Origin of the sequence: Thermosynechococcus sp. Uc (genome assembly GCF_029335995.1) — a bacterium.
Taxonomy (GTDB): Bacteria; Cyanobacteriota; Cyanobacteriia; order Thermosynechococcales; family Thermosynechococcaceae; genus Thermosynechococcus.
In genome coordinates, this window is sequence record NZ_JARJMS020000093.1 from 1 (window position 1) to 20,335 (window position 20,335).

A 20,335-nucleotide genomic window follows, 5' to 3' on the forward strand; every position below is an offset into this window, starting at 1 on the left:
TCGTAGTGTCGTGCCGAATAGACATTGATGACCCCCCCTGTTTGTCTCTGCTGAGCATAGCTGGATTCAGCGTCTTGATTCCAGAGGTGGTGGGCAACATAGGCTGTTGCTGCAGCCCCCATGCCCAGGAAGATACGGCGACTTACTTTCTCCATAATTGAGAATTTCTCCTAAGTTAAAGCTGACAGACATTCTAAAACTATAGGTCAGCTTTTGCAATTTTTTCCCAATAAGTTGAGCTAATCGGCGGGAAGCCTTGCCCTCTCCCCAAGGGGAATCTTGCTGCTCAATCTACCGCTTCAAGACGGATAGGGTGACCGCTCCACCACTGGCGATCGCTAGTGCTTAACTCCACCCAATAGAGGGTGATCACCATCATTGCCCCCGTTTCGATGTGGCGTACCCAATAGCTGGGATGTCGTTTTGTGGCGCTATCAAGGATCAGCCGCCGGCGAATGCGCCGTCAACTGAGTTCTTTGCTGCGCCAAGCAATGCGACAACAGAGCCAAGGCAGTTGCTCGCGGTCAAAAAGGCGACCACAGGCACCTACGACCTCATCACCGCAGGAATAGCCGGGACTGTAGAATTGCGTCCCACTGAGCAAAATCGGTAGCTGTTCTGTTGCTGGAGATGAGCCGGTCAAGGAATGTGCTGGAGAGCAGGCCAAGCTCCTAGTTTATCAAGAATCAAGACTAGGGTTCTTGGGCTGCCATCAAAAGGGCACAGCAGCTAAAGCCAATAACAAGCGGAAACAAAGACTGAAGCCAGCCACTTAAGCCCATCGTAATCAAGGCAATCGCCAGTGCCAAAATCTGCAGGCGACGTTGCTGGGCTGATAGGGCAACCGGCAGTTCAATAAATTGCAGCCCCTCAGTAGGCAAGGGCAAGGGCATCACTCCCCCCGGTGGAAATGCCCAATACTGGTACTGCTCGATAAAAAGATCGGTCCAGCCGTGCTCTTGGCACCAGGCCACTGCGGACTCATAGGAGTATTTGAGTAACTGTAACGAGGGATAACGATCCATAGGGGCACTGGTAAGGGCAAGACAATCAACCTCTCTATTGAGAACATAACAGAACCGGAAAATCTGTTTGCAACGCTTGTAGTAACTCTTAATCCTTTGGCTTCAGAGAAAATTAAGATTCCCCTAAAGAAGTCGGTAGATATACTGAAAGATAGATAGAGTTGTGTCAGAAAACACGGTCGTTCCTACACAACTGTTCGTTGCAACCCATTAATGTAAGGAACTTTTTATTTATGTTTTGCGGTGAGGGGTATTGTTAAGCCATTCGTCAATGATTTTCAACAATCATTAAAATTCCTACAAACTCTTATCAAATCTTGCTTTGTTATGAATCTACCCCAATCGTGAAATCCCTTAAAAACTATCTAGGAGGCGGTCATGTTGCTGGAGGCACCGACGGTACCAACTTCACCTATTGCCTTGCTCCATAGCCTATTAGAACTGCGGCGGGAAATTACTAAAGAGGGGGAAGCCCGTTTTCAACAGTGGCACTCAAAAATTAAGCGACCCGAATTTATACCTAGTGCTCGCAATCTTGCCTACTATTTGGCCTTGCGTTGGCGGGATCTGCGGGCAATTCAAATGGCCTTGATGCCGTGGGGGTTATCGTCCTTAGGACGAATTGAGTCACGGGTGTTGCCCAATTTGGATGCGGTGATTAACACGCTGGGCGCCCTTTGCCATACCCATGAGGCATTGCCCCCCCGCCCCGCCTTAGATGCCTTTTTTGCGGGCGATTGCCAACTGCGCCGCCAGACCGAGGAACTCTTCGGTCCTATTCGCGGCAAACGTCATGTCCGCATTATGGTGACATTACCTACTGAAGCGGGAACAGATCCCCAGTGGAGTGTGGCGCTCCTGCGCCAAGGGATGAACTGCGCCCGCATCAACTGTGCCCACGATGACCCCGCCACTTGGGAGGCAATGATTGGACACCTGCGAGTGGCCAGTCAGTTAACAGGTCAACCCTGTAAGATTCTCATGGATCTGGGCGGTCCCAAACCGCGTATTGCGGAAATTGCACCTGCAATGGTGCGTCTCCACCGGGGCGATCGCCTGCGGCTGACAAGGCAAATTTGCCCTGAAGGCTCAGAAATCCCGCAACTTACCTGCTCATTGCCAGAAATTTTGCCCCAGTTGGAGGTGGGACAGCGGATTTGGATTGATGATGGCCACATTGGCGGCCAAATCATTCACAAAGATGAGCAAGGGGTTGAGTTCACGGTTACCCACTGCAAGGAGGGGCAGCGACTTAAAGTGGCCAAGGGCTTGAACTTCCCCGACAGTGATTTGCGTCTGTGTCCTCTAACGGAAAGCGATCGCCAGCATTTAGCCTTTGCCAGTTGCCATGCCGATATAATTGGCTACTCCTTTGTCCAATCGGCGGAGGATATTGCTCTATTGCAACGGGAGCTGGAAAATTACTGTGGCGATCGCCCGATGGGCATCATTGCCAAAATTGAGACTCCAAAAGCAATTCGAGCACTGCCAGAAATGATCATCCAAGCTGCGGGTCGGCAACCCTTTGGGGTCATGATTGCCCGAGGCGATCTCGCTGTTGAAATTGGCTACCAACGCTTGGCGGAAATGCAGGAGGAAATTCTCTGGCTATGTGAAGCAGCGCATGTGCCTGTGGTGTGGGCAACTCAAGTCCTTGAAAACTTGGTGAAAAAAGGCGTGCCCTCCCGTGCGGAAATCACCGATGCAGCTATGGCTGAGCGAGCGGAATGCGTCATGCTCAACAAAGGTCCCTATGTGGGATTGGCAGTGGATATTCTCGACGATGTCCTTGCCCGTATGGAAGCCCACCAGCAGAAGAAAACCCCACAACTGCGGGCATTGCACTCGTGGCAGCCCTGTGAAACTGAAACAGTGGCGATCGGGCGCCAATAAACCTCTGGTTAGCCTTCAGAGAGAAGGCTAGGGCGAATCCTATCGCCGTCCCGCAGGGGGCGACTAGCGCGGAGGACATAGCGCTCGCCGGGGTTCAATCCCCTGAGAACCTCCACCTTGTCCCCGTGCTGTTGTCCTAGGGTAACCGGCCGTTCTTGCACGCGATCGCCAACGACCACAAAAACGCTGCCCTTGCGTGAGGAGAGCCGCCCTTCTTCAAAGCCACTGAGAGCTGACTGAGGAATCAGCAAGCGCGGCGTATTAGCACTCTGGAAAGTTACCCGCGCCAGCAAACCACTGCCTAAGCGTTCATCGGTATTGTCAATCACCACTTCCACAGGAATCAGGCGAGCAGCGGCAGCAGCGGGTGAAATGCGGATAATCCGACCCTGGTAGGTGCGATTGGGAACGGCATCAAAGGTGACGGTTGCCCCTTGGCCGGGGGCTAATCTGGCCAGTTCCCGTTCTGAGACCTCTACCACAACCTTAAGTTGACGAATATCCCCAAGGCGGAGAATCTCTCCCCCCGGCTGCAGCAGGTTGCCCACTTCGGTGAGTCGCTCTAGCACCACCCCATTTAGGGGCGATCGCAGAAGGGCTTGATTTAGACGTGCCCGTGCCTGTTGCACAAAGGCTAGTTGGGCTTGCACCCGTCCCTGGGCAACGGCCACCCCCTGTTGAGCAGTTACCACCTCTGCCTCACGGGAGCGCAACACCTGCCGTGCTGTTTGCGCCGTTGTGCGGGCTTGTTCCGCTGCTTGCGCTGAGACGGCACCGTCCCGCACCAGGGTTTCAAGGCGTTGGGCATCGCTTTCTGCCTGTTGGAGGGTAAGACGGGCTTCTTCAACAGCTGTACGGGCACGGTTGATAGCGGCTTGGGCTTGAATCACTTCATTGCGGCGGGCGGCAAGTTCAGCCTCTGCCTGAAAAACCGCGTTTTTGAGGACAACTGCATCCACCTCCGCCAGCAATTGCCCCAATTGCACGCGATCGCCCACATCGACCCCAAGGCGAATCACTTGACCTTCCACTTGGGAACGCAGCATTACTTCACGATAGGGGCGTGTGGTACCCGTCAGAGTTGCCCCCGCTGCCAAGGGCGCCAACCGTGCCACAGCCACATCGGCGGTGACCCCTTTACGGTCTGGACGAGCGACTGCCGGTGATTCTAAGCGACTCATTGCCGAGTGGCATCCCGCCAACAGCACCGCAATCGTGATTGCCCCCAGCCATTGGTACTTTGCCATGATTGATCTGGTCATTTTCCCAACTGTTGCTGATAGCCTATCACACTGTCCCCCACTGCATCAGTAATACCTCCCAAACAAGGCGAGGCTGAACGTACTGCTGCAAATACTGGCGGGCACGCTCCAATTGCTGGAGCATTGAAACACACTGCGGAAATTGTTCCCCTTGCCACAGCTGCTGCTGCATTAGACTAAGAAGCCATAGCTGCCGTTCCACATCTAGGGACTGGGTGATGTCCCGTGCCAATTCCAGCGCCGTTTGTAGAGGTAGGGGGGCACTCAATCGTTCACCGAGATGGCAAAATGCCTCAGGAATCTCTTGCCATGTTTGCCACGCTTGCAGAATTGCCCCCGGCGACCCTGCTCCCAAAGCTAGGAGGGCGGGAGTGACTTGATGCCAAAATTCAGGGGGCGCCACCTGTTTCAATACCTGTTCAATATCCTGACGATTCAGGGGATAGAAGGGAATCTTCTGACAGCGGGAAACAATGGTATTCAATAAAGCCGAGGAACTGGAGGCAATGAGAATGAGCGTGGCACGCCCCGGTTCCTCAAGGGTTTTCAGCAGGGCATTGGCAGCGGCTTCATTCATCGTTTCAGCATGGGTCAAAACCACTAGCGATCGCGGGGCACGTATAGGCGGTTGGCTGAGGTGACGGCTGAGTTGGCGAATTTGCTCCAAGCGCAGTTGAGGCGGGCTGCGGGGAATCTCCCTATTTGCTGCAAGTAGTTGGCGACGGGTGTAGAGTGTCCCCTGAACGCTGTAGGTGGGTTCTAGCCAGAGAACATCGGGGTGATTGCTAAGGTCACTGTCCTCCTCGAGAATGGCTTGGAGGAAGCAGCGGGCAGTGAGGGCACGGCCGACGCCTTCAGGCCCAACAAAAAGGTAGGCAGGTGCTAGGCGCTGGCGCTCAAGGGCATGGGTTAACAGTTGGACAGCGGTTGGCTGACCAATAACTGGCTGAAACCAATTCATGACCTCGGAAAATGGGCTTCAACATAGGCAATGGCACTAGGGCGATCGCTGACAAGGCCATCGAGCATCGCTGAGCGCAGGGCAAGGAGAATGTGCCGTAATTGCGGTCCACGGGCATAGCCTAACTGTTGCAGGTCGTAACCATTCAAGGGGGGCTTTTGCAACCGCCACTGCCAGAGATACTGCCGCAAAAGGGTTACATCCAACAATGCTGCTTCACTCCCCTTTGCCTGCTGCACCGCTGCCAACAGCACAATTAGAGGGAGGGGCTGATGTTCTAAAAAGTTACAGTAGCAACTGCGTGGTTGCTGGCTCTGCCGCAATGTCTGCCATTCCTCTTGAAAGTTAGGAAAAGTGTCGAGCCACCCACAGATTTGCTCCCCCAGTTGCAGTTGATGGGCGATCGCCCCAGCGGTGGGGACGGTCACAATCAATGCCAATAGTTCTAGTTCCCACAGGGGAAAAGTTTGCCACTGCCGCCGCTCAGGAACCTCTGGCCACCACTCCCAAACCAATTTTAGGCGTTCCTTGGCCGCCTCATCAAAGGTGACTTGGCGATCCAGACATTCGAGGGCACCCAACTCCGCCAGCATTGTTAAGGCACGCTCACCACCAAAGTGTTCTGTGGGCGCAAGGGGCAGTTCAAGGATGTGGCGCAGTTCATTGCGCAGCCGACTCTGGAGGGAAGGCCGTTTTGAGGTGGAGCGATCGCCCCTTCGGGGCGCGCCTGAAAGGCGATCGCGGGTGGCAAAGACACCGCTTGTCAGGGCATATTCAATGTACTGGCGGGTTTGCAGCTCTAGGTCAAAGCCAAGGCGCACGGCAAAACGTACCGCCCGAAAAATCCGCGTCGGGTCTTCAATAAAACTGTTGGGGTGAAGCACTCGAATCAACCGCCGCTGCAAATCCTCCTGCCCACCGAAAAAATCCAGAATCTCGCCGTGGCGCGGTGGCGTCAGGCGCATGGCCAAGGCATTGATGGTAAAGTCGCGGCGGTAGAGGTCTTGGCGAATCGAACTGGCTGCCACTTCCGGATGCGCTGCCGGATAGGGATAAAACTCACTGCGGGCGGTGGCAATATCTACGGCAAACCCTGTCAAGGGTGACGTCTTCGGCCAGTGGAGTGCAGCGGTTTGAAACTGACCATAGATCTGTAAATCGGTCTCTGGGTAGAGGTCATGGAGTGCTTGCGCCAAATGCACCCCCGCGGCCTCCTCCTGTTGCACCCCATCCACCACTAAATCAAACTCCCGTGTGGGTAAGGAGGAATTCCCCTGGGCGATCGCCAGCAGCAGATCCCGTACGGCACCGCCGACAAGATAAAGTTGCCAGGCGTGTTCCTTGGCGATTGCCGCCGCCCGTTGCAAAAGTACCCACAGTTGCCCAGGGAGCCGTTGTTGCAGCGCCTCGTAAAGGTTTAAGGTTGGCAAAGGACACGCTGTTTCTGTTTCCCGCCGCAGGGCATAGAGGTGGCGCAATACATCCGTACGGGTCACAATTCCCACCAGCTCCCCTTGATCGTTGACCACGGGCAACCGCCCAATATCGTACTGTACCATCAGGGCTTGAATCTGGGGCAGGGGTGTTGTGGGTGAAATGGTATGCACGGGCGCTTTCATGTAGCCTTTCACCGGAGCATGGGCAAACCCATGGTGCAGCGCCACATCCAAATCCCGCCGTGAAATAATCCCCTGAAGTTCCCCTTCTGCACTCACCACCGACAGACCAGAATGACCATAGCGCAGCAAGATGCGGTGGGCATCGGCAACGGAGGTCTCTGGACGTACCGTTCGCACGGGGGCGGACATGAGTTCTGCTGCTGTGGGTGGATGGGGAATCTGTGCTTTGAGAGCTGTAAATAGCTCTTGCAGCAGCGCCTCTGGATTGTCTGTGGTAATGGTTACTGCAGCAGCTTGAGCATGACCACCCCCACCAAGGGGAGCCAGTAAATGGGCAACATTGACATTGGAAATTTGGCTGCGGGCAATAATTGCAAGATGATGTTGCCGATACTGATGCCCAAGGAGGAGGGCATCGCATTCACTGAGATCTGCCAATTGGGTGGTTAATCGTGAAAGACCGGGGAGATACTCCGCTGTGTGCAGCAGTACCCAGCCTAGCCGGTAGCCCTGATGAACCACTTGCTGAAGCTTCGCCCACGCCTGCCGCAGATAGGGTTGCAGGTCTGCACTCAAGCCGGCCTCGGAATAGGTAGCGATCGCCCGCTGATTTGCCCCTTCCTGCAAAAGCCAAGCCAGAGCCTGCACATCCCGCACCGTGGTTTGCTCAAAGGTCAAAGAACCAGTATCGGCGTGAATGCCCAACGCCAAAACCGTTGCTTCTGTGGGGGAAAGGGTAATTTTTTTTGCCTGCAACTGTTCACAGAGAATCGTGCTGGTGGCGCCAACAGGTTCTAACCATTGCTGCTGCGGCACAATATCCCCTGCTGTCTCCAAATGATGATCGTATAGACCAATCTGGACATGGGGCTGATCCAGCCATCCTGCGGCTTGCCCTAACTGACGGCGCCACTGCGTATCTACTACCCAAATTTGCCGCAATTGGCTAGGGTTAACTGCCCTTGCTTCAATAAGGGGATACTCATCGCGGTGATAGGCCAAAAACTCCCTTACCTTGGGGTGAGTTCCCCCCGTCAGGACAATTTTAGTACCCGGATACAGGCGCGTCAGACCTACGGCTGCCCCTAGGGTATCAAAATCAGCAACTTGATGACAAAGGACAACATCCATGAGAGTTTGACAAGGGGACGGTGGCTACCCTGTATCCAGTCTGCGGCAAGTTGTGTTCCAGCAAAACCAGCAAAAGGACAAAAATGAATTAGTAAAGGAAGGGAATTAGTTTTTTCACCGCCTGCCGATAGTTGGCGTAGTCCTCAAACTTAGCTGATAGCCACTGCTCCTCTTGAGCCGCCTTGCGGTCAAAGAAAATGAAAAGGGCGATCGCCCCCAATCCGTGGGAGAGGCTCATTTGCCATACCCCATAGGCCAATGCAAAAAAGATTACACTGCTATAGATGGGATGGCGCACCCAACCATAAACCCCCGTGGTCACTAATTGGCTGTCCTCCTTGGGATGGGGAAGAGGCGTCAAATTGTTCCCTAGGCTAAACAGACCAGCGATGCCCAAGCTCAAACCAATAAAACCTAGACCAAGGGTTAACCCTAAGCGCACGGCAAACGGTAGCGTAGCCACGCGTACAACTGGCAGGAGAACAAAGCCAATACTGAGTACCGTTTGGCCAATGACCCAAAATTCTCCCCGTTGGTTGCGCCACCAGTCTTTGTCAAAGCCCCACTGTTGTAGCTTATTCACGTTGGTTGCCGTGCTCAGCGGATATTTTCATTTTAGCGATTCTAGCGATCGCGCGTCTATTCTAACTGCTCTACAGGGGGCAGGGCTTTTGTTGTTTTAGCACTGGCTTTTTTGGTTTTTGTTCGACCGCTGCCAAGCTTGCCCAGAGATTCCTGGAGTGTCCCCATAGGACAAATTGCACACCAAGCCCGCTGGTTAAAGATCACCCCCAAGAGAATTGCCACAATGGAGGTAACCACACACATATTGACAAAAAGGCCGCCCACCGCCATCCAATTGCCCCAAGTCAGCGCCATGCGTATGGCAAAAACAGTCATGATGAAGCTAAAGACAGCCCAGCGGAAACTCTGTTTTTTGAACAGCTTCGGATAGGCACGGTGGGGGCTAAAGTGATAAAGCACAATGTCAAGGAAGGCACCACGAGGGCAGAGGTTACCACACCAGTAGCGGCTACGAAAATAGGCCAACACTGGAATACCCAGCATCATGGCTAGCATGAGGTAACCGAGCCACGGATACCAAAGACCACCAATTGCAATGGCAAAGAATAGCCAAATTGTTGCCCATTGACTGGGCTTGCCCCTCAAGGATTGTTTCATAGGATGCCTAGCTCTATGGTCTTATATAACTATAGAGTTATTTAGTAAGATAAGTCAAGACCTTGATGCGCTGCCTTTATTGTTCTTTACATGAGGGGAACTCCCTAGCCGTGCCGTTCTAGCGCCAACTGTACCAAACGATGGACTAGCTCTGGAAAAGGCACGCCACTGGCGGCCCACAGTTGCGGATACATACTCAGTGCGGTAAACCCCGGCAGCGTATTCACTTCGTTCATCAACACTTCCCCTGTGCTGGGGATGTAGAAAAAATCAAAGCGGGCAAGACCAGCGGCATCAAGGGCTTGAAAAGCCTGCAAGGACATGGTGCGGATCTGCTCACTCACTGCCGGGGGAATCTCCGCAGGGATATGGAGTTGGGCGCGGCCGTCGGTGTACTTCGTTTCGTAGTCGTAAAACTCACTGTTGTAAGTAATTTCTCCCACCACCGAGACTTGAGGCTTGTCATTGCCAAGAACGGCACACTCTAGCTCACGGGCCACTACACCCGCTTCAACAATAATGCGACGATCTAGTTCTGCGGCGGCTTCGAGGGCAGTTGTGAGTTGTTGGCGATTTTTTGCCTTGGCAATGCCCACCGAGGAACCAAGGTTGGCGGGCTTCACAAAGCAGGGATAGCCCAGTTCGGTTTCGATGCGATCGCACAAATGGTTGTAACGACAGGGATCCGACCAGAGGTCACTGCGCTGAAGGGCTACATAGCGCACTTGGGGTAAGCCCACCGCGCCAAAGACTGTTTTCATCAGAATTTTGTCCATACCAATGGCCGAGGCGGCCACCCCTGAACCCACATAGGGGCGTTGCATCAATTGCAGCAGGCCTTGAATTGTGCCATCCTCACCATTGGGGCCGTGGAGGATTGGGAACCAAACATCAATGCTTTCCGCAACCGCAGGAAAGTGCCACAGGGAGTTTTCAACTGCGGAACCGTCGGGAATGCCAACATGGTCTGTGGGGCGCCAACGGCCATCTTTTTGAATATAGATGGGCATTACTTCATAGCGATCGCGATTGTCGCCTTCGGCAAAGGCTTGGGCGATCGCTGCCGCCGAGACCACTGAAACGTCATGCTCCCGTGAGCGTCCCCCAAACAGTAGCCCAATCCGCAGCCGACCCATAGTGCAAACCCGTGTGAATGTGACGCTTTCTTGGTACGATTTTCAAGGATTATACAAAGTTTGGGAGTTGCTATGGACGTGGGGCAAAAAGTGCGCGTCTGTCGAATTCGCGATCGCGTCGCCCAAGACATCATTCAAAAACTCGGCCAAGTGGGTCAAATTACCGGTTTTAAGATGACCGATGGCAGTGGGGTTGGCGTCGTTGTCACCTTTGACGACCGCTCCAGCACTTGGTTTTTTGAGGACGAAATTGAAGTCGTTGGTTAATTTCCGCCCTGCCGCCTTTTTCGCAGCAACTGCGCTGGGTCAATAGGACCCCAAACTTGGATCCGACTGAATCCGATAGAAAAAGGCTGCATTAGTGGTACGTTGTATTGTGGTGCGCTTGCACCAAACGCTGTATTCCACTTTCAGTCTCGATCGTTGTGCCCCTTGGGGAGCGATCGCCCTCTAGAAAACACAAATGAATTTACCTAGACAGTAGGCAAACGTCCATGGTCATATCAGCAGAACGAACCAATGTAGGCTTTATTACTCAGGTCATTGGCCCTGTCGTTGACATTGAATTTCCCAGCGGCAAAATGCCCGCCATTTACAACGCCCTGCGGATTCAAGGCAAAAACGAGGCCGGCCTAGACGTGGCGGTTACCTGTGAAGTGCAACAACTGCTAGGCGATAACCGCGTCCGTGCCGTTGCCATGAGCAGCACCGATGGCTTAGTGCGGGGGATGGAAGTTGTTGACACCGGTGCCCCTATCAGCGTGCCCGTAGGGACAGCCACCCTTGGCCGCATCTTCAATGTGCTGGGTGAACCCGTGGACGAAAAAGGTGCTGTCAATGCCACTGAAACCCTGCCCATTCACCGTCCTGCCCCCAGCTTTACGCAACTGGAAACCAAGCCCTCAGTGTTTGAAACGGGCATCAAGGTGATTGACCTACTCACCCCCTATCGCCGTGGCGGTAAAATCGGCCTCTTTGGTGGTGCTGGGGTTGGCAAAACCGTGATCATGATGGAGCTTATCAACAATATTGCCACCCAACACGGCGGTGTCTCAGTGTTTGCTGGGGTGGGCGAGCGTACCCGCGAAGGCAATGACCTCTATAACGAGATGATTGAATCGGGTGTCATCAATAAAGATGATCCCAGCAAATCAAAAATTGCCCTTGTGTACGGTCAAATGAACGAACCCCCCGGTGCACGGATGCGTGTGGGTCTATCGGGGTTAACGATGGCCGAATACTTCCGCGATGTCAATAAACAAGATGTCCTGCTGTTTATTGATAACATCTTCCGTTTTGTACAAGCAGGCTCAGAGGTATCGGCACTCTTGGGTCGGATGCCCTCTGCCGTAGGTTACCAGCCTACCCTTGGTACAGATGTGGGGGCGCTGCAGGAGCGAATTACCTCCACCACCGAAGGTTCGATTACCTCGATTCAAGCGGTTTATGTGCCTGCGGACGATTTAACTGACCCTGCGCCGGCAACGACCTTCGCTCACTTGGATGGTACCACCGTGCTCTCCCGCAGTCTGGCCGCTAAAGGGATTTACCCTGCGGTGGATCCCCTTGCCTCCACCTCCAATATGCTGCAGCCAGACATTGTCGGTCAAGAACACTATCAAACAGCACGAGCCGTCCAAGCGACACTGCAGCGCTACAAAGAGCTTCAAGACATTATTGCCATTTTGGGTCTCGATGAACTCTCTGAAGAAGACCGCCTCACGGTGGCACGGGCACGGAAAATTGAGCGTTTCCTGTCCCAGCCCTTCTTTGTGGCGGAGGTCTTTACCGGTGCCCCTGGGAAGTACGTCCCCCTTGCAGAAACCATCAAAGGCTTCCAGATGATCCTCAGCGGTGAGCTGGATGATCTGCCAGAGCAAGCCTTCTACATGGTGGGCAATATCGAAGAAGCAAAAGCCAAAGCTGAAAAACTGAAAGCCTAGGTTCTGCAGCAGTAATAGAGGGTGGCTTGCCCCACCCTTAGATTCCGATTGAGTGGCAAAGGAAGCGTTATGGTGATGACTGTTCGGGTAATTGCGCCCGATAAAACCGTTTGGGATGCCCCTGCCGAAGAAGTCATTTTGCCCAGCACGACGGGGCAATTGGGCATTCTTTCAAATCATGCCCCCCTCTTAACTGCCTTAGAAATAGGCGTTATGCGGGTGCGCCAGAACCGCGAATGGGTGGCGATCGCCCTTATGGGAGGTTTTGCCGAAGTTGAAAACAACGAAGTGACGATCCTTGTCAACGGGGCTGAGCGCGGCGACATGATTGACCTTGAAAAAGCCAAAGCCGAATTTGCTGAGGCGCAGGCGGCTCTTGCCAAGGCTGAACAGGGCGAATCCAAGCAGGCAAAAATTCAAGCCACCCAGGCCTTTCGCCGTGCCCGTGCTCGCCTACAGGCTGCAGGGGGTGTGGTGGAGATTTAGATTGTTGACGTTCTCTTTCATTTGATCAAGTTGTAGTCAAGACCTCCCCAACCCTTGAGGGGGAGGTTTTTATAAAGATTACCGGAAAAGCCCCCTCCCCTTGTGGCGCGGTCGCTGACTTAGTGGGACTCCTCTGTTTGTTGACGGAGGTAGGCTTGGATAAAAGGATCGAGGTCACCGTCCATCACGTCTTGAATAGCCGTAGTTTCCACGTCGGTGCGCAGGTCTTTAACCAGTTGGTAGGGATGGAAGACATAGTTGCGAATTTGGTTCCCCCAAGCAGCCTCAACGGCATCGCCACGAATATCGGCAATTTCCTTTGCTTTTTGCTCTTGGGCAATGACCAATAGCTTTGCTTTGAGAATAGCGAGCGCTTTCTCCTTGTTTTGCAGTTGCGATCGCTCTTGGGTGCAGCGGACGGCTAAGCCTGTTGGCTTGTGGACAATGCGCACTGCCGTTTCCACCTTATTGACGTTTTGGCCGCCCTTGCCGCCACTGCGGGAGGTGGTAATCTCCAAATCGCTCTCGGGAATTTCCACTGTAACGGATTGATCTAACTCTGGCATCACATCGACGCCGGCAAAACTCGTCTGCCGCTTACCATTGGCATTAAAGGGAGAAATGCGCACCAGACGGTGGGTGCCCTTTTCCGAGCGCAGATAGCCGTAGGCATAGCGGCCGCGAATCTCTAGGGTGGCTGACTTAATGCCCGCTTCCTCTCCTTCTGACAGTTCCGCCAGATGGGTTTGGTAACCGTGACGCTCTGCCCAGCGGGTGTACATGCGCAGTAGCATTGCTGCCCAGTCCTGAGCGTCAGTGCCGCCGGCGCCGGCATTGATTGTTAGAATAGCGTTATTTTTGTCGTAGACTCCCTTTAGGAGCTGCTCCAGTTCCCAGCGACTCAACTGGGTTCCTAGGTCTTTCAGCAGGGCTGTTGCTTCTGTTACCAAACTTTCATCTGTTTCTAGTTCAAGAAGCTCTAGGGCAGTTTCTACGTGCTCAAGTTGCTTTTGCCAATTCTGCAACTGGCTGAGGGTGTCTTTAGTTTCGGTGAGCTGTTGTAGTGTGACTTGGGCGGTTGCCGGGTCACTCCAGAAATCAGGTTGAGCCGCAGTGTGTTCAAGGTCGTGAATTTTTGCCCTCAATGCGGCCGGGTCAAAGATAGTCCTGGGCATGACCCAGGCGATCGCGCAACAGGGAAAAATCGCGTCTGAGACTACTTAGGTCAACCATGCACGATGCAAAAAAGATTAGATTATTAAAGAACAATACTATTTCTATCGTAGCAGAAGGCTAACCATCTTTGCGATGTTGCCGGCAATGTCTCAACTCGCCAACAGCGGGAGTGAACCAATCTTAAAGTTCTGACCCTTGCCCTCCATTCCTTCCAAGTGTCACTATGGACAGTAAGTAACCGCTGGGGAGCCTTCGTTATGGCCATTAAAGACTCGCCGCAAGCACCGCGGAGCCGTCAAATTGGTAATTTTTTGCTATTGCTGGGGGTAGGCTTTCTTCTACTGAATCTGTTCTTCCCCCAGTTGTTCTCACCGCGCCCACCTCAAGTTCCCTATAGTGTGTTTATCCACCAAGTGGAAGAAGGGGAGGTGAACCGCGTCTATATCAGTCAAAACGAGATTCTTTACCAACTCAAACCCAAAGGCGATCGCCCTGCCCAAGTTTTGGCCACCACCCCCATCTTTGACTTAGAGCTGCCCAAACGACTGGAAGCTCAGGGAGTGGAATTTGCAGCGGCACCCCCGCCCCGCAACAGTTGGCTGTGGAATGTCCTTGGCTGGGTAATTCCGCCGATTATATTTGTACTAATTTTTCAATTCTTCGCCAGTCGCCAGGGGGGCGGGCCGCAGGGCGTTCTCTCCATCAGTAAAAGCCGTGCCAAGGTCTATGTTGAGGGTGCAAACACAGGAATTCGCTTCGACGATGTTGCCGGGGTTGAGGAAGCCAAGGCTGAACTCGTCGAAATTGTTGATTTCCTAAAAAATCCCCAGCGTTATATTCAAATTGGTGCCCGCATTCCCAAAGGCGTGCTGCTCGTCGGGCCACCGGGAACAGGGAAAACCTTACTAGCCAAAGCAGTTGCTGGCGAAGCCAATGTACCCTTTTTCTCAATTTCGGGATCGGAGTTTGTAGAGCTATTTGTAGGCGTAGGGTCTGCCCGCGTACGAGATCTCTTTGAGCAGGCCAAAAAGCAGGCTCCCTGTATTGTCTTTATTGATGAATTGGATGCCATTGGTAAATCGCGCTCCAGTGCAGGCTTCTATGGCGGAAATGATGAGCGGGAGCAAACCCTGAACCAACTGCTGACGGAAATGGATGGCTTTGATGCCACAGGGGCAACGGTCATTGTTTTAGCGGCAACGAACCGACCGGAAACCCTTGATCCAGCCCTACTGCGACCTGGACGGTTTGACCGCCAAGTGTTGGTGGATCGCCCCGATTTGAGTGGGCGGGAGGCAATTTTGAAAATCCATGCCAAAAAGGTAAAACTAGCCCCTGAAGTGGATCTGCACGCGATCGCCGCCCGTACACCGGGGTTTGCCGGCGCAGATTTGGCCAACTTGGTCAATGAAGCTGCCCTACTCGCGGCTCGCAATCAACGGGAAGTGGTGACACCACAGGACTTTGCCGAGGCAATTGAACGCATTGTGGCCGGTCTTGAGAAGAAAAGCCGTGTCCTCAACGAGAAGGAGAAGAAAATTGTCGCTTACCACGAAGTGGGGCATGCCCTTGTTGGCTGTGTCCTGCCGGGGAGCGGTCGCGTGGAGAAAATCTCAATTGTGCCCCGTGGTATGGCCGCTCTTGGTTATACGCTGCAGTTGCCAACAGAGGATCGCTTCCTTCTTGATGAGCAAGAATTGCGTGCTCAAATTGCCACATTGCTGGGGGGGCGATCGGCAGAGGAGATTGTCTTTGGCACAATCACCACTGGGGCAGCCAATGATCTGCAACGGGCAACGGATTTGGCGGAGCGGATGGTGCGCAGCTACGGCATGAGCAAAATCCTTGGCCCCCTCGCCTTTGAGCAACAACAGTCGAGCTTTTTGACGAACAATGGCATGATGTTGCGGGCAGTGAGTGAAGAAACCGCTCAAGCCATTGATCGCGAGGTCAAGGAAATTGTCGAGTCAGCCCACCAACAGGCGCTCAGCATTCTTAAGGAAAACCGTGACCTTCTCGAAGCGATCGCCCAAAAACTCTTGGAAAAAGAAGTAATTGAGGGTGAAGAACTCCACGAACTTCTTGCCCAAGTGAAAACTCCAGCCGCTGCCTAGGCAAGGGCATCTTAAAAAAGCAAAAAAAAGACCAGTAAGTACTGGTCATTCAGTCCAATGTTGTTGTCTCAGAAGAGAAGTTAAGGCACACAGAAAGCGGTGAGGGCGATGAAAAAGCTGCACTGCCTTTGCTTCTCTTCTTTTTCTATGATAATGTAGCCAGAGTCACAAAAATTCACATATAAAATCTTTAGGTATTTCTACTCAAAACCATAACCGCAGGTAATCAGTTTAGCGGCCACCCACGGTAATAGCGTCCACTTTGATATGGGGCTGACCGACGGTGACGTAGATGCTACCACTAATCGAGCCACAGAAGCCGGGGGCAAGGGCGAGATCGTTAGCAGACATAGAAATTCGCTGCATGATTTCCTTGGCTTCACCAATCAGTGTCGCTCCCTTGAGGGGGTATTTGATTTGGCCATTTTCAATCCAGTAGGCTTCTTCAACCGCGAAGTTAAATTGACCTGTGGCACCGACGCTGCCACCTCCCATGCGTTTGCAGTAAATGCCGCGATCGACAGACGCAATTAAGTCCTCAACTGTGTACTCGCCGGGAGCGATATAGGTATTGCGCATCCGTGAAGCGGCGGCATAGGTATAACTTTGGCGGCGGCCACTACCCGTGCGAGGGTGCCCTGTGCGCATCGAACCAGCGCGATCGCTGAGGAAATTCTTGAGAACGCCATTTTCAATCAGCAATGTGCGCTGTGCCGGCATCCCCTCATCGTCCATGTCAATACTGCCAAAGGCACCGCTAGTGATTCCTTCATCCCAAGCAGTTAAGTTTTCGTGGGCAATTTTTTCTCCTTTTTTATCGGCAAAGGGAGTTGTCCCTCGCTCAATTTGGGTTGTTTCCAAGAGGTGACCGCAGGCTTCATGGAAGATCACACCACCAAACTGGTTGGCCATAATCACGGGATAGGTGCCCGATTCCACATAGTCGGCATAGAGCATTTTGCCGGCCGCTTCAGCAACGGTGTCAGTCAAGGCAGTGTAGTCCCACTGGCGCAAAAAGTCAGGGTTACTGGTATCGCCATGGCGCTCACCAATGGAGGCGCGGTGTTCCCCGTCAGCGCAAAGAACAGAAGCCACTGCCGACTGGGTGAGGCGAATATCGCGCCCAAACGTGCCATCACTGGCGGCCACCATCACCTCTTGCCAATCGCGAAAATAACTGAGGCGACGGGATTGCAGATGCTGAGTTTTTTGGCGCAGGAGATTGCTCCCCGCTAGCAGAATATCTGCCACTTCAGCAATTGAACTACAGGTGGCCAGCCAGCCTTCCTTGCGATCTTGAGCGTAGTCCCGCAGTGGTTCAAGGTGAATTTCAGGCACATAGGCTTGAGGACTAGGTAAGAGCAAGCCCATTAAGCCAAGGGCTTTTTCAAGAGCCGCCCGCAGCCCCTTGAAGCTAAGGTCATTGGTACTCACGTAGCAATCGCTGATACCGCGAAAAACGCGAATACCTGCTCCTAGGCTCAAGCGAGGAGAGACACTCGTGAGGCGATCGTCCTCGACCAGGGTACTGAGGTAGTGGTTGCGCTCTAAGAAAATCTCGACAAAATCAGCGCCAGCCGCCCGCCCCAATCCCAAGAGAGTGGCTAGGGGAGATTCCCAAGAGTCATCAAAGCGATCGCCTTGGGGGGAATAGCTAAGATGGGCAAGATCTGCAGAACGAAGTAGTGTGGCTGGCATTGTTAACAATCACTTAACATATCCCCACTATAGCAAATTCCCCCTAGAGGCTAGTTTTCAGCCTTGGCTAAAAAGGAAAGGTGATAGAGGGTATCCTTGGCGGGGTGGGTTTGCACCTCTTGGAGTACCACTGTTCCCTGCCACGGTAGATCGGGGATCGAAAGCTGAATTGGGGTTTTCTGGGGACGAGCATCCCGCACCAGAAATTCAGCGGCATGGCTATCCACCACCAAGGCAATGGAGGATTCAATGGTAGGGCCATAGAGGACGGCGGGGGTTTTGCCCTCACGCCGCAGGGCATTGGGCTTAGCATTGGCAGGGCGTAGTTGCCCCTCGATGGTTAAGGAACGAGACATTGCTGCAACTCCAATTGAGATCACTAAGATAAAACGGGATGGACTTGGGTGCCATCATCTTTGAGGAGTGCCCGTTTCGGGCCGTGAATAGGATCCTCAACAATGATGGTTTGGCTGCGCTCTGCTCCCAAGGAGACAATTGCAATAGGAACAGACATAATTTCAGCCAAAAACTTCAGATAGTTCAAGGCCGCCTTGGGCAGATCGTCAAGGGAGCGACAATGACTAGTGGATTGCTGCCATCCCGGCAGGGTTTCATAGATGGGACGACAGCGGGCAAATTTGAAGGCATTGCTGGGAAAGTGTTCACACCGCTCACCGTCAATATCGTAGGCGACACAGACTTTGATTTCTGGCAATTCATCCAAAACATCGAGCTTCGTAATTGCCAAGCAATCTAGACCATTGATGCGCACAGCGTAGCGGCCAATCACCGCATCAAACCAGCCACAGCGGCGGCGCCGTCCAGTTGTGGTGCCAAATTCAGCACCGCGAGTGCCCAAGAGTTCTCCCACCTCATCCAGGAGTTCCGTTGGAAAAGGTCCTTCGCCAACCCGAGTGGTATAGGCTTTGGCAACACCAATGACACGGTCAATCATTGTTGGACCAATGCCAGCCCCAACACAGGCGCCCCCGGCCACAGGATTGGAGGAGGTGACATAAGGATATGTACCGTGATCGAGGTCTAAGAGGGTACCTTGGGCACCTTCAAAGAGAATATTGCGCCGCCGACGGATGGCATCATCGAGCACTAGGGAACCATCGACAATGTGCGATCGCAGGCGCTCACCGTAGGCACAGTATTCTTCAATGATCGGCTGGGGTTCGAGGGGAGCGAGCCCATAAAGTTTTTCGAGGATCAAATTCTTTTGGGCGATCGCCCACTCCAGCTTGGCAGCCAACTGCTCCGCATCCAGCAAATCCAGCATACGGATGCCTACGCGCTCCGATTTATCGGCATAGGTAGGGCCAATTCCGCGTCCCGTTGTACCAATGCGGTGTGCCCCCCGCCGCTCCTCAGCGGCAATATCCAACTGACGATGGTAGGGCATCGTAACATGCGCCGTTTCTGCAATCAGCAGATTCTCCGTGCTTACCCCCAACTGTTCCAGTTGCTCTAGTTCCTCAAGGAGTACCTTGGGATCCACCACCGTTCCCGCCCCGATAATGCACTGGGTATCGGGGTAGAGAATCCCTGAAGGAATCAGGTGCAATTTCAGGGTTTGGTCTTTAACGACAATCGTGTGACCTGCGTTGACACCGCCCTGATAGCGGACTACCACATCGGCAGACTTGCTCAGGAGATCGGTGATTTTGCCTTTACCTTCATCGCCCCACTGGGCACCAACAACGACGACGTTTGCCAAGTGATTTTCTTAACTCGTTAATTAACACAATCGTCTATTGTAACCCTTGGGGCAGATGCGCACAAGCGCGCGATCGCAAAAATTTTTCCACTGCCCTGCCCGTCCTCGGGGCAATCGTGCTAGCATAAATAATGCTTTGAATGCCGATGTAGCTCAGTGGTAGAGCACTCGATTCGTAATCGAGCGGTCATGAGTTCGAATCTCATCATCGGCTTGATTACTCTATGGCTAGGAATTCGCGAGCAAAAATAGACTGTGTTTGCCTACCTCAAAGGAACTGTTGTTGCCCATCAATCCGAGGGCGGTCATCGCTCTGCCCTCATCCTAGAGGTGAATGGGGTGGGGTATCGCTTACTCGTTACGTCCCATCTTTTGCGGCAATACCCACCCAGTGCTGAGGTGGTGCAGATTTTTACCCATCTCAGTGTCCGTGAAGATCAGATGCTCCTCTATGGCTTTGCCTCGGCAGCGGAGCGGGATCTCTTTCTGCGTTTGATCCGTGTCAATGGGGTTGGGCCCCAGATGGCACTATCGTTGCTAGATACCCTACCTCTGCCAGAACTAGTGCAGGCAATTGTGAGTGGCAATACCCGTCGTCTTAGTCGTGCTCCGGGGGTGGGCAATAAAACCGCTGAACGTATTGCCCTTGAACTCAAAGCAGCACTGAGTGCTTGGCGACAGGAAACGGGATTAACAACCGCTCCCTGCGGCGTACCCACAGCAGCGCTTCGTGAAGAACTGGAGTTGACTCTGTTGGCCTTAGGCTATAGCGATCGCGAGATTGAAGCTGCTCTTACCGCCGTCAGTCAAATGAGTAGTCTTGCCAATAGTCGTGATCCAGAGGCATGGCTGCGGGAAACAATCAGCTGGCTAAGTACTAATACTTATACCAATTCAATTTGAAGACAGGGTTAATAAAGGTTTTGTAATGAGTAACCGCACCGTCAAGAGCCATTATCCCTGCTCTCATCCACTTGCGCAGGAGA

Annotated in this window: 18 protein-coding genes and 1 tRNA gene; 7 read left to right on the forward strand and 12 right to left on the reverse strand. The window is 53.2% G+C overall.

The window, feature by feature from the left end:
- Positions 1-463: 463 nt before the first annotated feature.
- Together P3X23_RS10325 and P3X23_RS10330 are read right to left on the reverse strand one after the other, a co-directional pair.
- Complete coding sequence (locus P3X23_RS10325; protein WP_300876330.1) at positions 464-643, reverse strand: hypothetical protein; 180 nt, start codon at positions 641-643, stop codon at positions 464-466.
- A gap of 49 nt (positions 644-692) precedes the next feature.
- On the reverse strand, positions 693-1,025 hold the full coding sequence (locus P3X23_RS10330; RefSeq protein WP_300876333.1) for a hypothetical protein: 333 nt from the start codon (positions 1,023-1,025) through the stop codon (positions 693-695).
- A 378-nt stretch (positions 1,026-1,403) separates the two neighbouring features.
- Here P3X23_RS10330 and P3X23_RS10335 point away from each other — a divergent pair, with 378 nt between their 5' ends.
- On the forward strand, positions 1,404-2,918 hold the full coding sequence (locus P3X23_RS10335) for a pyruvate kinase (protein ID WP_300876336.1): 1,515 nt from the start codon (positions 1,404-1,406) through the stop codon (positions 2,916-2,918).
- A gap of 8 nt (positions 2,919-2,926) precedes the next feature.
- On the opposite strand, the gene P3X23_RS10340 is transcribed toward P3X23_RS10335, so the two are convergent.
- The 6 genes from P3X23_RS10340 to P3X23_RS10365 form a co-directional block, all read right to left on the reverse strand.
- Positions 2,927-4,180, reverse strand: a complete 1,254-nt coding sequence (locus P3X23_RS10340; RefSeq protein ID WP_300876338.1) for an efflux RND transporter periplasmic adaptor subunit — start codon at positions 4,178-4,180, stop codon at positions 2,927-2,929.
- A gap of 25 nt (positions 4,181-4,205) precedes the next feature.
- Entirely contained in the window at positions 4,206-5,141 is a 936-nt protein-coding gene (locus tag P3X23_RS10345) for a DNA polymerase III subunit delta' (protein ID WP_300876341.1), read from the reverse strand.
- The gene (locus tag P3X23_RS10350; RefSeq protein ID WP_300876344.1) at positions 5,138-7,891 is read right to left on the reverse strand and encodes a CBS domain-containing protein; all 2,754 of its coding nucleotides are present in this window, start codon (positions 7,889-7,891) and stop codon (positions 5,138-5,140) included. The genes P3X23_RS10345 and P3X23_RS10350 overlap by 4 nt, the downstream gene beginning before the upstream one ends.
- Positions 7,892-7,979: 88 nt before the next feature.
- A complete protein-coding gene (locus P3X23_RS10355) occupies positions 7,980-8,474 on the reverse strand; it encodes an isoprenylcysteine carboxylmethyltransferase family protein (protein ID WP_300876347.1) in 495 nt (164 codons plus the stop codon).
- Positions 8,475-8,530: 56 nt separating this feature from the next.
- The gene (locus P3X23_RS10360) at positions 8,531-9,073 is read right to left on the reverse strand and encodes a 4Fe-4S binding protein (RefSeq protein ID WP_300876350.1); all 543 of its coding nucleotides are present in this window, start codon (positions 9,071-9,073) and stop codon (positions 8,531-8,533) included.
- A 104-nt stretch (positions 9,074-9,177) separates the two neighbouring features.
- Positions 9,178-10,209 (reverse strand): D-alanine--D-alanine ligase family protein, encoded by a 1,032-nt coding sequence (locus tag P3X23_RS10365; RefSeq protein ID WP_300876353.1) that lies wholly within the window; start codon positions 10,207-10,209, stop codon positions 9,178-9,180.
- A 72-nt stretch (positions 10,210-10,281) separates the two neighbouring features.
- Between P3X23_RS10365 and P3X23_RS10370 the strand changes: the two genes are divergently transcribed.
- The 3 genes from P3X23_RS10370 (at position 10,282) to atpC (ending at position 12,638) form a co-directional block, all read left to right on the forward strand.
- The gene (locus P3X23_RS10370) at positions 10,282-10,476 is read left to right on the forward strand and encodes a DUF2862 domain-containing protein (RefSeq protein ID WP_300876356.1); all 195 of its coding nucleotides are present in this window, start codon (positions 10,282-10,284) and stop codon (positions 10,474-10,476) included.
- 227 nt (positions 10,477-10,703) lie between these two features.
- Positions 10,704-12,152: a F0F1 ATP synthase subunit beta gene (gene atpD / locus P3X23_RS10375; RefSeq protein ID WP_300876359.1), complete on the forward strand. Its 1,449-nt coding sequence runs from the start codon at positions 10,704-10,706 to the stop codon at positions 12,150-12,152.
- Positions 12,153-12,221: 69 nt separating this feature from the next.
- Positions 12,222-12,638: an ATP synthase F1 subunit epsilon gene (gene atpC / locus P3X23_RS10380; protein ID WP_300876360.1), complete on the forward strand. Its 417-nt coding sequence runs from the start codon at positions 12,222-12,224 to the stop codon at positions 12,636-12,638.
- Positions 12,639-12,757: 119 nt separating this feature from the next.
- Here the strand turns inward: atpC and prfB are convergent.
- Positions 12,758-13,871 (reverse strand): peptide chain release factor 2 gene (prfB, locus tag P3X23_RS10385; protein WP_300876362.1). Its coding sequence is split into 2 segments (ribosomal slippage): positions 12,758-13,795 and positions 13,797-13,871, totalling 1,113 coding nucleotides; the frame shifts between segments, so codons are not numbered across the junction.
- A gap of 200 nt (positions 13,872-14,071) precedes the next feature.
- On the opposite strand from prfB, the gene ftsH4 reads away from it, so the two are divergent.
- On the forward strand, positions 14,072-15,928 hold the full coding sequence (ftsH4, locus tag P3X23_RS10390; protein WP_300876364.1) for an ATP-dependent zinc metalloprotease FtsH4: 1,857 nt from the start codon (positions 14,072-14,074) through the stop codon (positions 15,926-15,928).
- Between the two features lie 231 nt (positions 15,929-16,159).
- On the opposite strand, the gene P3X23_RS10395 is transcribed toward ftsH4, so the two are convergent.
- Genes P3X23_RS10395 through P3X23_RS10405 form a run of 3 tightly spaced genes read right to left on the reverse strand, consistent with a single transcriptional unit; the run spans position 16,160 to position 19,349 of the window.
- On the reverse strand, positions 16,160-17,626 hold the full coding sequence (locus P3X23_RS10395) for a TldD/PmbA family protein (protein ID WP_300876366.1): 1,467 nt from the start codon (positions 17,624-17,626) through the stop codon (positions 16,160-16,162).
- A 50-nt stretch (positions 17,627-17,676) separates the two neighbouring features.
- Positions 17,677-17,982: a 50S ribosomal protein L25 gene (gene rplY, locus P3X23_RS10400; protein ID WP_300876369.1), complete on the reverse strand. Its 306-nt coding sequence runs from the start codon at positions 17,980-17,982 to the stop codon at positions 17,677-17,679.
- A gap of 23 nt (positions 17,983-18,005) precedes the next feature.
- The gene (locus tag P3X23_RS10405) at positions 18,006-19,349 is read right to left on the reverse strand and encodes an adenylosuccinate synthase (RefSeq protein ID WP_300876371.1); all 1,344 of its coding nucleotides are present in this window, start codon (positions 19,347-19,349) and stop codon (positions 18,006-18,008) included.
- Positions 19,350-19,491: 142 nt separating this feature from the next.
- Here P3X23_RS10405 and P3X23_RS10410 point away from each other — a divergent pair.
- A tRNA-Thr gene (locus P3X23_RS10410) sits at positions 19,492-19,563 on the forward strand.
- A gap of 41 nt (positions 19,564-19,604) precedes the next feature.
- Positions 19,605-20,252 carry a Holliday junction branch migration protein RuvA gene (gene ruvA / locus P3X23_RS10415; protein ID WP_300876374.1) on the forward strand — a complete coding sequence of 216 codons (648 nt, stop codon included), beginning with the start codon at positions 19,605-19,607 and terminating at the stop codon, positions 20,250-20,252.
- Positions 20,253-20,335: the final 83 nt, after the last annotated feature.